Annotated in this window: 9 protein-coding genes; 1 reads left to right on the plus strand and 8 read right to left on the minus strand. The window is 64.0% G+C overall.

Annotation, left to right across the window (positions count from 1 at the left end; all coding sequences use genetic code 11):
- Positions 1-22: 22 nt before the first annotated feature.
- Entirely contained in the window at positions 23-784 is a 762-nt protein-coding gene (locus AVO45_RS08780) for a DeoR/GlpR family DNA-binding transcription regulator (RefSeq protein ID WP_068346023.1), read from the minus strand.
- Positions 785-992: 208 nt separating this feature from the next.
- On the opposite strand from AVO45_RS08780, the gene glpD reads away from it, so the two are divergent.
- Complete coding sequence (gene glpD, locus AVO45_RS08785) at positions 993-2,588, plus strand: glycerol-3-phosphate dehydrogenase (protein WP_068346690.1); 1,596 nt, start codon at positions 993-995, stop codon at positions 2,586-2,588.
- 95 nt (positions 2,589-2,683) lie between these two features.
- Here glpD and AVO45_RS08790 read toward each other — a convergent pair whose 3' ends face one another.
- The 7 genes from AVO45_RS08790 to AVO45_RS08825 form a co-directional block, all read right to left on the minus strand.
- Entirely contained in the window at positions 2,684-5,827 is a 3,144-nt protein-coding gene (locus AVO45_RS08790; protein ID WP_068346025.1) for an efflux RND transporter permease subunit, read from the minus strand.
- Positions 5,828-5,830: 3 nt separating this feature from the next.
- A complete protein-coding gene (locus tag AVO45_RS08795) occupies positions 5,831-6,961 on the minus strand; it encodes an efflux RND transporter periplasmic adaptor subunit (protein WP_068346027.1) in 1,131 nt (376 codons plus the stop codon).
- A 356-nt stretch (positions 6,962-7,317) separates the two neighbouring features.
- Positions 7,318-9,036, minus strand: coding sequence for a methionine--tRNA ligase (metG, locus tag AVO45_RS08805; RefSeq protein WP_068346030.1), 1,719 nt, complete (start codon positions 9,034-9,036; stop codon positions 7,318-7,320).
- Between the two features lie 69 nt (positions 9,037-9,105).
- Positions 9,106-10,329: an MFS transporter gene (locus AVO45_RS08810; protein ID WP_068346032.1), complete on the minus strand. Its 1,224-nt coding sequence runs from the start codon at positions 10,327-10,329 to the stop codon at positions 9,106-9,108.
- 81 nt (positions 10,330-10,410) lie between these two features.
- A complete protein-coding gene (locus AVO45_RS08815) occupies positions 10,411-11,625 on the minus strand; it encodes an MFS transporter (RefSeq protein ID WP_068346034.1) in 1,215 nt (404 codons plus the stop codon).
- Positions 11,626-11,697: 72 nt separating this feature from the next.
- A complete protein-coding gene (locus AVO45_RS08820) occupies positions 11,698-12,318 on the minus strand; it encodes an ImuA family protein (protein WP_068346036.1) in 621 nt (206 codons plus the stop codon).
- Between the two features lie 194 nt (positions 12,319-12,512).
- A complete protein-coding gene (locus tag AVO45_RS08825) occupies positions 12,513-12,911 on the minus strand; it encodes a rhodanese-like domain-containing protein (protein ID WP_068346692.1) in 399 nt (132 codons plus the stop codon).
- Positions 12,912-12,994: the final 83 nt, after the last annotated feature.

Raw genomic sequence — 12,994 nt, forward strand, 5'->3', positions numbered from 1 at the left:
GCAATCCCCGTGGGCGTGCCCGTCAATCGCTCAGAATGACGTGCGTATCCCATTCCCTGCACTTTCGGGATAACTCGTCCGGCAGGGGGCGATCGGTATAAAACGTGTTCACGCTGGACAGCGAGGCAATTCGCGCCGGTGCGGTGCGCTGGAACTTCGAGTGATCCGCCACAAGATAGGTGCGCCGCGCCTGGTTGACGATGGTCTGGCTTACGCTGACTTCCTGAAAGTCGAAATCCAACAGATCCCCGTCCGCGTCGATGGCAGAGCAGCCGATGACCGCGAAATCGAACTTGAACTGTTCGATGACCGAAGCGGTGAGCGTGCCGACCAACCCGCCATCCGAACGCCGCAGCACGCCGCCTGCCACCACGATCTGGCAGTCGGGATTGGCGACGAGGATGTTGGCGACATTCATGTTGTTGGTGACGACCATCAGGTTCTTGTGGCCCAGCAGTTCGCGCGCCACCGCTTCGGTCGAAGTCCCGATGTTCAGGAACAATGAGGCGCCATCGGGGATGTCGGCCGCGCAACGCGCGGCGATCCGTGCCTTCTCTGCGTCATTCAGGCCGCGACGGTCCTCGTAGCCGATGTTCGACACGCCCGAGCGAAGCACGGCACCACCATGCACGCGGTCCAGCTTGCCGGCCTCGGCCAGCTCGCCCAGGTCGCGGCGGATGGTCTGAACCGTGACCCCGAACCGCTCGGCCAGATCGTCCACGGTCACCCGGCCTTCGCTGCGGGCGATCTCAAGAATGTCGGATTGGCGAAAGGATAGCGACATGACCGGGTCTCGAACCACGTTTTGAGTATAGGTTTTTGCCCTTTTGGCATATCCGGCAAGCGTTTTCGAGTCCGCTCTTTTGGGGCTGGAAGCAGGGATGTCAGAGCATATTGACGCCAAAACGGAAAAAAACGAAAAGAAAAGCTGATCATGGGAAATGCATTCGCGTGATTCCAACACATGCGCCCGCTTTGTAGGAGCTACCGACGTGAACGATACACGCGACGACATCTGTGACCTGTTTGTGATCGGCGGCGGCATCAACGGCTGCGGCATCGCCCGTGACGCGGCCGGGCGCGGTCTTTCTGTCACGCTGGCAGAAAAGGGCGATCTGGCGTCAGCCACGTCCTCGGCTTCGACCAAGCTGTTTCACGGCGGGCTGCGCTATCTGGAGTATTTCGAGATCCGGCTGGTGCGCGAGGCACTGAAGGAACGAGAGACCCTTCTTTCCGCCATGCCCCATATCAGCTGGCCGATGCGCTTTGTTCTGCCCTATCACAAGGACATGCGCTTCGACGCGGAAACGCCGGTGTCTCGCATCCTGGGCAGCGTCATTCCGTGGATGAAGGGGCGGCGGCCTGCCTGGCTCATCTGCCTCGGGCTGTTCCTCTATGACCACCTTGGCGGACGGAAGATCCTGCCGGGAACGCGCACGCTCGATCTGCGCTCGGCGCCCGAGGGCGAGCCGTTGCAGGAGAAGTATCGCAGGGCCTACGAGTATTCCGATTGCTGGGTCGAGGATTCCCGGCTGGTGGTGCTCAATGCCCGCGATGCCGAGGCGCGCGGGGCGACCATTCTCGTGCGAACCGAGGTCTTGTCGGCCAAGCGGGCAGGGGGGCTGTGGGAAGTATCCATTCAGGATCGAGAGCACGGCGAGACACGCACGGTTCGCGCAAGGGCCCTGGTGAACGCGGGCGGCCCCTGGGTCGGTGACATCATCCAGGACAGGATCCACATCGACTCGCGCGAGGGCGTCCGGCTGGACCGGGGCAGCCACATCGTGACGCGCCGTCTTTACGATCACGACAAATGCTATTTCTTTCAGGGCGAGGACGGGCGCATCATCTTTGCCATCCCCTATGAGCAGGATTTCACCCTGATCGGGACCACCGACTGCGAGCATCCCGACCCGTCGGTGCCGCCAGTCTGCACCGAGGAAGAACAGGATTATCTGTGCGCCTTTGCCTCGAAATACTTCAAGCGCCCGGTGACGCGCGAGGATATCGTCTGGACCTATTCCGGCGTGCGGCCGCTCTATGACGACGGATCAAGCAGCGCCACGGCGGCCACCCGGGACTATGTGCTGAGCATCGATGAACAGGGCGGGGCGCCGGTACTCAACGTGTTCGGCGGCAAGATCACCACCTACCGCAGGCTGGCCGAGCACGCGATGGACAAGCTGGCCGGCCATTTCCCCGGCCTGCCCGGTCCGTGGACTGCGGGTGTCCCGCTGCCCGGTGGCGACTTTGCCGTGGACGGGTTCGCGACTCTGGTTGCGCGTCTGCGGGCGGATTATGCTTTTCTCTCCGACTTCTGGGCGCACAGGCTGATCCGGGCCTATGGCACCGAGGCTTGGGGCGTGCTGGGGCAGGCAACGGCCCCAGGTGATCTGGGCGAGGATTTCGGCGCCAGCCTGACTGCGCGCGAAGTGTCATGGTTGATGGCGCGCGAATATGCCCGCACCGCCGAAGATGTGGTCTGGCGGCGCAACAAGCTGGGGCTGCGGCTGAGCCAGGAGCAGGTTGCGGCAATTGACGATTGGATGGCCCGGCAGGGCCGGAGCAACGCGCCAAGCGCGGCGTGACTTGAACCGGTCAGATTGGTCTGCATCCGAACTGCCCGCGAGAAAAAGCCCCGGCCGAGGGCCGGGGCTTTTCCAGTTACTTCCGATCACCTGGATCAAGCCGCGGTATCTTCCGTGGTTGCAGGGTCTTTTTTGCCAATTCCCTTTATCCATTCCCGGAATCCCTGCATCGTCGCATAAAGCACCGGCACCAACACCACACCGACGACAGTCGCGGCCAGCATTCCGCCAAAGACCGCAAAGCCGATGGCCTTCTGGCTGGCGGCGCCGGCACCGTTGGCAAGCATCAAGGGCACCACCCCCAGCAGGAAGGACAGCGCCGTCATCATCACGGCCCGGAACCGCTGATGCGCCGCTTCGGCCGCGGCGTCACGGATCGAAAGCCCGTGGGCCCTCTGCTCCATCGCGAACTCGACGATGAGAATGCCGTTTTTCGACGCCAGCCCCACCAGCATGATCATCCCGATCTGGGTATAGAGGTTGATGTCGCTGCCAACGATGGCAACGGCAGCCACCGCGCCGAACAGGGCCACGATGACCGACAACAGGATCGCGACCGGCATGCTCCAACTCTCGTACTGGCCCACCAGGAACAGGTAGCCGAACAGAATCGCCAACCCCAGGATCACGACCACAAGCCCGCCCGAGGCCAGCTGTTGCTGCGCCGTGCCGGTCCATTCAAAGGCATAGCCCGGGGGCAGCGCGGTCGCCGATTCCTCGGTCATCACCCGGATCGCGTCGCCGGTCGACAGGCCCTCGGCCTGCACCGCCGTGACCGTGGCCGAGCGGAACAGGTTGTGCCGTTTCAGCAGCACCGGCCCCAGCACGTTTTCGACATCGACGAGGGTGCCCAGCGGCACCATCTCACCCTTGGTCGAGCGCACCCACAGGTTCGAGATGTCGTCGACCTTGTCACGATACGACCCCTCGGCCTGGATCATCACCCGATAGACCCGACCGAACAGGTTGAAATCGTTGACGTAGAACGACCCCAGCTGCGCCTGCATGGTCTGGAAGATCTCGCCGACCGAAACCTGCAGCGTCTTGGCCTTTTCGCGGTCCAGATCGACGAAGAGTTGCGGGACGTTCGCACGGAAGGTCGTAAAGGCCTGCGCGATTTCGGGGCGCTGGTTGGCGGAATAGACCAGCGATCCTACGGCGGCGGCCAGATCCTGCGGAGAACCGCCGCCGGTCTGCTGCACCTCCATCTCGACCCCGGCGGACATGCCGAGGCCCTGGATCGGGGGCGGGTTGAAGGCGACGATCGAGGCGGCGGATTCCCCGTAGGCCACGCCCAGAACCTTCTGCAGAATGGCGTCGGCGCTCAGGTCTTCGTCCTGCCTGTCATCCCAGTTGTCGAGGTTGACGATGATCATCGCGCCGTTTGGCGTCAGGCCGTTCAGCAGCGAGAAACCATTGACCAGAACCGTATTCGCGACACCCGGAATGGCGCTCAGTTTTTCGTTCACGCGCGCGGTCACGACTTCGGTCCGGGTCAGGGTCGCCGCGTCGGGCAGTTGCACGTCCACGAACAGGTAACCGTTGTCCTCCAGCGGGATGAAGCCCTTGGAGGTGTTGCTCATGATGGTCCCGGCACCCATGGCGATCAGAACGATGATGCCGATCGAGACCACCGGGATCACCAGCAGCATCCGAACGATCGACACATAGCCGCTGCGGACCGTCCCGATCAGCCCTTCGAACAGGGCCAGAAGCCCTTTGGGCGGTCCCGAGCGGGGCTTGAGCACCAGACCGCACAGCGCCGGCGACAGCGTCAGCGCGTTGATCGACGAGATCACCACGGCGGTCGAGATCGTCACCGCGAACTGCGAATACAGCCGCCCGCTGATCCCGGGCATGAAAGTGACGGGCACGAAGACCGCCAGCAGAACCAGCGTGGTCGCGATCACCGGCCCGGTAATCTGCCCCATCGCCTTGCGGGTGGCCTCGGGGGGGCTGAGGCCCTCTTCGGCAATGATCCTCTCGACGTTTTCGACGACCACGATGGCGTCGTCCACCACGATCCCGATCGCCAGCACCAGGGCGAAAAGCGAGATGGTGTTCAGAGACATCCCGAACAGCAGAAGGAAGGCGAAGGTGCCGATCAGCGACACCGGGATGGCCACCGCCGGAATGACGGTCGCGCGCCAGTTGCCCAGAAAGACGAACACGACCGATATCACGAGGATGAAGGTCATGACGAGGGTCGAGACCACATCGTTCAGCGATTGCTCGACAAAGTCGGTGGTGTCGAAGGGCACCTGGTATTCCACGTCCGAGGGGAAGGCCCGCGAAAGGCGCTCCAACTCGGCCCGGACACGTTCGGATACCGCCAGCGCGTTGGCGCCGGGCGCCTGGTAGATACCCAGAACCGTGGCCGGCTGCCCCTGAAAGAAGCCGGACGCCGCGTAGAACTCGGCGCCCAGTTCGACCTTCCCTATGTCCTTGACGCGCACGATCGAACCGGCGTCGCCGGCGCGAACCACGATGTTGCCGAACTCTTCGGGCGTTGTCAGGCGGCCCTGCGTCTTGATCGTGTATTGAAAGGTCTGGCCCTCGGGCGCGGGCGGCGCGCCGATCGAGCCCGCCGAGACCTCGACGTTCTGTTCACGGATCGCGTTGATCACGTCGCCCGGTGTGATCGACAGGGCTGCCATCCTGTCCGGGTCCATCCAGACCCGCATGGCGTATTCCAGGTTGGTCAGAACATCCGCCTTGCCGACGCCCTGAACCCGGGCCAACGCATCCTTGAGGTTGATAGAGGCGTAGTTGGACAGGAACACGCTGTCATAGGTGCCGTTGGGCGAGGTCAGAGTGACCACCAACAGCATGTTGGTGGAGGCCTTTTCCGTCACCACGCCCGAGGCGGTCACCTCGGTGGGCAGCGAGGCCATGGCCTGCGCCACCCGGTTCTGCACGTTGACCGAGGCAATGTCGGGGTCGGTGCCAACTTCGAAAGTGACATTCAGCGAGTAGGCGCCATTGTCGCTGGAGGTGGACGTCATGTAGATCATGTCGTCCACGCCGTTGACCTGCGCCTCGATCGGCGCGGCGACCGTGTTTTCCACGGTGCCCGCATTGGCCCCGGTGTAATTGGCCGAGACGCTGACGACCGGCGGGGTGATGTCGGGGAATTGCGCCACCGGCAACACTGTATAGCCGATCATCCCCATGATGGTCAGAACCAGTGAAATGACCAGGGCCAGCTTTGGCCGGCTGATGAAAAGGGCAGAGAACATCGGTTATTCTCCCGGCTGTTCTGTTGCCAATACGGCATCGACGGCCACGCCAGGGCGAACCCTTTGCAGCCCTTCGACGATCACGCTTTCGCCTTCTCGCAGTCCGTCGAGCACGATCATCGAGGTTCCGTGGGGCTCTCCGGTGGTGATGTACCGCTGTTCAACCATTTGCTGGTCGGTGACCACCAGAACGAACTCGCCGCGTTGGTCGCGCTGCAAGGCGGCCTGTGGCACCAGCACCCGCAGCGTCGGCTCAAGTGCTTCGATCCGCACGTTCAGGAACGCTCCGTCTACAATGAGACTGGACTTGTTCTCGAACTCTGCCCGCATCGCGATTGCGCCGGTCAGCGGGTCGATCCGGTTGTCCACGAAAACGATCTTCCCGGTCTCGTCCAGTTCTCTTCCATTCGGTAGCGTCAGCCTGACGACCGGGCTTTTCCCGCTTTCCGCAAGCGTATTCGGGTTCTCTTCCAATGCCTCCAAGACGGAAACAAACTGTTTCTCGGTGAGCGAGAAGTTCACATAGATTGGCGCTTCGCGAACCAGTGTGACCAGTGGTGGCTCCGTCGGGCCGACCACGTCCCCGACGCTGGTTTCGATGCGCCCGATGCGCCCGGAGAAAGGCGCGGTGATCTTGGTGTAGCTGAGATCCAGTTCCGCCTTCTGGATTGCCGCCTGAGCTGCCCTAACCTCGGCCTCGGCCACCAACTCGTTGGCGCGGGCTACGTCGCGCTCGGCCTCCGGTGTCGCGCCGCGCTGGAACAGCTCTTCCTTGCGGGTCAGATCAAGCTTGGCCAGTTCCAGGTTCGCCTCGGCCCGCGCAAGATCCGCATTCGCAGCATCCAAGGCGGCTTGGTAAAAGTAGGGTTCGATCTCGAACAACAGATCGCCTTCCTGAACTTTCTGGCCGTCCTCGACGTGCCGCTTTTCCAGAAATCCGTTGACGCGGGCGACGATATCGACCTTGTCGATCGCCTCACCCCGGCCGATGAAAACCGCTTCATCGGTGATTTCCTCGGTATAGGCCGCGGCGACCGAGACTTTCGGAGGTTGTCCCTGTTCCTGCGCAACAGCCGGCACTGCGATGCTCAGACAGGCAAGTGCAGCGCCCAACCGGATGATTCTGCCTGGCAATCCAAGGGAGGCTGAATTTGTAGGCGACAAAGAAAGGGGCATGATGAAAGCCTCGTATTCTGTGCGAAAAAAGTACAACGAAGGGTCCGACCGGACGACCGAGTCGGCATATCTGATCGGCAGGATGGCCGGTTTGCCCTGTTATCTCAAGCTTAACTGCAGCGCATTTCGCATTGTTTTTTCGGGTGTTTCGCCGGAGCGCTCAAAATTTGCCGCCAACGACGGATTGCCGGCCGGAGGCCTCTATCGGCGCCGAAGGTCTTGAAGATGACCAATGCGCCAAAGAAAAACCGGCGCTCCGTCATTGGCGCGCCGGTTGGTTTGAGATCTGGCGTGTTGCCGGTCGATGGCTTGGATCAGGAACGGGTTCCCGCAAAGCGCTCCTGCCATTCCTCGCGCTGTTCGTCGGTGATCTTGGCGAACAGGACGTCCGGGACCGTGAACGCGTGACCGGCGGGCAGGGCGTTCAGCGCAGCAGCCACGTCCTCGGGCCAGCTGGTGTCGAGCGTGTTCATCGCGCTCAGCATCCTGGCCGAGGTCTCGGGGATGAAGGGCGCGCTCAGCACCGCGTAAAGCCGGATCAGGTTCAGGCCCAGCCGCACTTGTGCCGCGGCCTGTTCGGGGTCTTCCTTGAAGGTCGACCAGGGCGCGGCGGCCTGCAGGTATTCGTTGCCGGCCACCCAGATCGCGCGCAACTCCTGCGCCGATTTGCGGACTTCCATCGCCTCCATATGCGCCTCGTAGGCGCGGATGCGCTTGGTCAGTTCCTCGATCAGCGCCTGCTCGCGTTCGCCGTAGTCTCCGCCGGCGGGAACCTCTTCGCCGAATTTAGAGCGGCAGAACTTGGTGATGCGGCTGACGAAGTTGCCCAGAACGTCGGCCAGGTCCTTGTTCACCGATTGCTGGAAATTCTCCCAGGTGAATTCGCTGTCGCTGCTTTCGGGCGCGTGGCTCAGCAGCCACCAGCGCCAGTAGTCGGCGGGCAGGATGTCCAGCGCCTGATCCATGAACACGCCGCGACCCTGGCTGGTCGAGAACTGGCCGCCGTCATAGTTGAGGTAGTTGAACGACTTGATGTAATCGACCAGCTTCCACGGCTCGCCCGAGCCCAGGATGGTGGCCGGGAAGGACAGGGTGTGGAACGGCACGTTGTCCTTGCCCATGAACTGCACATAGCGCACGTCGTCGGCGCCCTTGTCGGTGCGCCACCAGCGTTCCCATTCCGCATCCGGCTTGCCGTGCGCGTCGGCCCATTCCTTGGCGCAAGCGATGTATTCGATCGGCGCGTCGAACCAGACGTAAAAGACCTTGCCCTCCATGCCGGGCCAGTCTTCGTCGCCTTTCTTGACCGGGATGCCCCAGTCCAGATCGCGGGTGATGCCGCGGTCCTGCAGGCCATCGCCGTCATGCAGCCATTTCTTGGCGATCGAGGTGGTCAGCACCGGCCAGTCGGTCTTGCTGTCGATCCAGGCGTCCAGCTGATCCTTCATCGCCGACTGGCGCAGATACAGGTGCTTGGTCTCGCGTACCTCAAGGTCGGTCGAGCCGGAAATCGCGCTGCGCGGATTGATCAGGTCGGTCGGGTCCAGCTGCTTGGTGCAGTTTTCGCACTGGTCGCCGCGGGCCTTTTCATAGCCGCAGTTGGGGCAGGTGCCCTCGATATAGCGGTCGGGAAGGAACCGGCCGTCGGCGTTGGAATAGACCTGCTTCTCGGTCACTTCGCGGATCAGCCCGGCCTCGGCCAGCTTGCCGGCGAAATGCTGGGTCAGCTTGTGGTTCTGCGGGCTGGAGGACCGCCCGAAATGATCGAAGCTGAGGCCAAAGCGCTTGGCGATGTCGGCCTGCACCTCGTGCATCTCGGCGCAATACTCGGCCACCGGCTTGCCCGCCTTTGCGGCGGCCAGTTCGGCCGGGGTGCCGTGCTCGTCGGTGGCGCACAGGAACATGACCTCGTGGCCGCGGCCGCGTTGGTAGCGCGCGAACAGATCCGCCGGCAGCTGCGAGCCGATCAGGTTGCCAAGGTGCTTGATCCCGTTGATGTAAGGGATCGCCGAGGTAATGAGAATTCGAGCCATTTTCCGTTTCCGCCTATCTGTCTGCGCGCGCTCTATCAAACCGGATCAGGAAATCCCAGCCCTTGTTTCCTAGCGCCCCTCGCGCGAGCGTTTCAGCAGACGGCCGATGGTGAAGGATGTGCGCGGCGCGTAGACATAGTGCGTGCGGTCCTCGGGCGTCGGGCGCGACCGCATGCGCGCCAGGCCAAAGGCGATCAGGACCACATGACCCAGCGCCACGAAGGCGAACAGCGCGCCGGGGCCGAATTGCTGGATCAGTGTCGAGGAGAGGTAAGGCGAAGCAATGGCACCCAGCGCGTACCAGAACATGAGTGCCGCTGACAGTTCGACCCGCTGTTCGGCGGTGGCGAAGTCGTTGGCATGGGCGGAGGAGATCGAGAAGATCGGGAAGGTGGTGATGCCGAACAGGCCGGCGGCCAGCATGACGCCCACGGTTCCGGTGCCGCTGGCGGCCATCGTCACGCCGCAGCTGGCGACGGCGGCAACGGACATCCAGATCAGAACCCAGCGGCGGTCGTATTTGTCGGCCAGCCAACCCACCGGGTACTGCGCCAGCGCGCCACCAAGGACGAAGGCCGCCAGGAAAAAGGCGATCTGGTCGACGACCAGCCCGACCTCTTGCCCATAGACCGGCCCGACCATCCGGAACGACGCCGAACTGAGCGCCGAGACGATCACGCCTGCCACCGCCAGCGGCGAACAGCGCCAGGCCAGGTTCGGGCGCAGGCGCGGGGCTTCGGGCGTCTTAGGCTGGTTGGCGCGCGTCAGCGTCAGCGGCAGCAGCGACGCGCAGCACAGGATGGCCAGCAGGTTGTACGAGACGTATGAGGCCGGCGGCAAAATTGCGATGATCAGCTGCGCGCTGAGCGATGCGCCCATGTCCACGATTCGATAGGTCCCCATCGCGCGACCGCGTGTTTCATTGGTCACCTTGTCGTTCAGCCAAGCCTCGATCACGGTATAGCAACCCGCCACGCACAGCCCCGACGCTACCCGCATGGCCGCCCAGGCATAGGGGGCTTCGGTCAGGGTGTGGCCGATCAGCCCCATGGCGCCCAGAGCGGTGCAGGCCGCGAAGGCGCGGGAATGGCCGACGCTGCCCATCAGGCGCGGTGCCCACCAGCAGCCGATGAAGAACCCCAGAAAATGCGCCGACCCCAGCAGGCCGATCTGTTCGGTGGAAAACTCCAGCTTCAGTCCGGAAATGGCGTCCAATGGACCGACGCCGCCGGTCGAAAGCTGCAACAGGATGACCGAGAGGAACAGGGCGGCAAAGGTTATGATCGTGCGCATAATGGGGCTACCTTGCCGGCCTTGTCAGGCGATGCGCGTGTATAATCGACCTTGGCGCGTCGGTTTTGGCCCTTGGCGCGCTCATGCGAGGGTCGCCGGGCGCCTGGGGCGCGAGCGGGCCAGCAACATGACCATGATCGCGATGTTCAGACCATTCCAGACAATGCCGTTGATGAACGCCATCTGGTAACTGCCGGTCACGTCGTAGATCCAGCCCGACAGCCAGCCCCCCAGCGCCATGCCCACGATGGTCATCATCATGACGAAGCCGACGCGGGCGCCGGCCTCGCGCGGGGGCATGTACTCGCGTACGACAAGCGCATAGCTGGGCACGATCCCGCCCTGCGCCAGGCCGAACAGGGCGCTGATGACATAGAGCGAGACCATCCCGTCATAGGGCAGGAACAGGAACAGCGCCGCGCATTGCAGGACCGATCCGGCCAGCAGGGTGCGGACGCCTCCGAACCTGTCGGCGACCAGTCCCGAGATCACCCGGCTGACCACGCCGCCCAGCAGCATCAGCGACAGCATCTCGGCGCCGACGGCGGGGCCATAGCCCAGCCCCACGCAATAGGCCACGATGTGAACCTGCGGCATCGACATGGCGATGCAGCACCCGATGCCGGCGATCCCCAGGATGTATTGCAGGGCACGTGGTGAGAACCCGGCGCTCTGCGCGTTCAGCTGTGCCGCGGCCTCGGCGGTGCCGTGGGCCTCGATCGGCACCTGCCGCCGCAGCAGCAGCGACAGGGGGATGACGGTCACCACCGTGATGACAGCCAGCACGAGGTAAACCTGCTGCCACCCGTTTTTCGCCAGGATTCCGGCCAGCACCATCGGCCAGATCGCCCCGGACAGGTAGTTGCCGCTGGCCACCAGCGCCACAGCGATGCCCCTCCGCCGCATGAACCAGTGCGAGATATCCGCGATCAGCGGACCGAACCCGACAGAGGTTCCCAGCCCCAGCAGCAGATGCGCCGCGGACAGCGTCAGCATCGAGGGCGCGAGCGTGGCCAGAACATAGCTCGCTGCACTCGTGACGGCCGCGCCGATCAGGGCCTTGGTCACGCCGAGCCGGTCCAGCAGCTGCCCCAGCCACATGTTGCCCAAGGCAAAGCCAACCATGGTCAGCGTGTAGGGCATCGAGGCCTCGGCCCGTCCGGCGCCGAACTGTGCCTCGATATCCGGCATGACGACGATCACCGCCCACATGCCGACATTCGCCACCGTGGCGATGGCGAGTGTTATCAGCAGTCTCAGCCACGAATACCGGCTGTCATGGATCGGGTGCGTCATGCGGGCACGCTAGAGAGGGGGCGGGGCTTTGACCAGTGGCAAGTTGCGCGGGGCGGGCCTTTTGCGTGGGCGTCACGCTGGTGCGGGCTCGCCGCCGATCCGCTCCAGTTCCATCCCGGTGCGTGGGGCGGTCTGGGTTGCCCGCCATGTGGCCGGGGGCAGGGCGCGGGCGCGGCGGCGGGCCAAGGTCCAGCAGCACACCTCGCCCCGATGCGCCGGGGCCATGTGCCAGCGCGTCTCGATCCCCTGCGCACCGCCCTCGCCGGGGGTCAGCAGCAGCCCCAGCGGCGCCCGCCCCATCGCGCCGCCCTGTTCGGCGGCCAGGTGCATCCGCCGCACCGGCGTCAGCCCCGGCGCCCCCGGCAGGTCGGCCACCACCAGCGGCACCGCCCCGCTGCGCAGGGTCTCTTCCATGCACCACAGCAGATCCTCGGGGCGGGTGGGGCGCACGAACAGGAACCGGGCCGGATCGGCAAAGGGCATCATCCCGTCCGGGTTCAGCTGGTCGGCCTCCCACGCGGGCGAGATCCACAGCACCGGCCCCTGCGCCCGACCGGCCAGCCACAGGGCGAAGCTGCGCCGGGCCGGGCCGCAGGCCTCGTGCACGCGGGCGAGCGGCAGGCTGATTTCGGGATGCAGGGCCAGCGCAGGAACGTCCCGCGCCGGCCTGCGGCTGAGCAGGTGAGTCGACATGGGGGGAGTTTAGCGCGTTCGCTTTTTGTTCTCAACGGCTCCGTTCGAGGGTCAGAGTTCGGCCATGGTCCGATCTGCAATGGCGAGGGTCGGACAAAGCCTGCCTCACACGCATGCTCACCGGCCGTCACCAAGGCCTGTTGGTTCGCTGGCTCTTGCGAAGTCGCCAAAGTCACCAGACAGCAGGCACCGCCTCACTCTCTATTCTCGACCCGTCCACCCTGCTTCACCCATTCGGTGAAGCCGCCCTCAAGGTGCATCACCGGGCTCAACCCCATCTCCTGTGCAACCTTGGCGCTCAGCGCCGAGCGCCAGGCGCTGGCGCAGTAGAAGACATAGGTCTTGTCCTGGTTGAAAATGTCCTTGTGGTAGGGGCTTTCGGGGTCGATCCAGAATTCCAGCATGCCGCGCGGGCAGGAAAAGGCGCCGGGGATCTGGCCCGAGCGTTGCAACTCGCGGATGTCGCGCAGATCGACGAAGACATAGTCGGGATTGTCATAGAGCGCCTTGGCCTTGGCAACGGGTAGTGTCCGGACGACCGCGTTTGCCTCGGCCAGCAAGCTCTTGATTCCCTTGGTGATCGATTGCGGCATCTTTCCCTCCATCGTGCTCGGGGGAACGCTGGCGGAATTTCCTTGCGGGCACAAGGGGGCTTGTCCGCGCCGGCCCCCTCGCT

The organism is Ruegeria marisrubri (genome assembly GCF_001507595.1).
Lineage (GTDB): Bacteria > Pseudomonadota > Alphaproteobacteria > Rhodobacterales > Rhodobacteraceae > Ruegeria > Ruegeria marisrubri.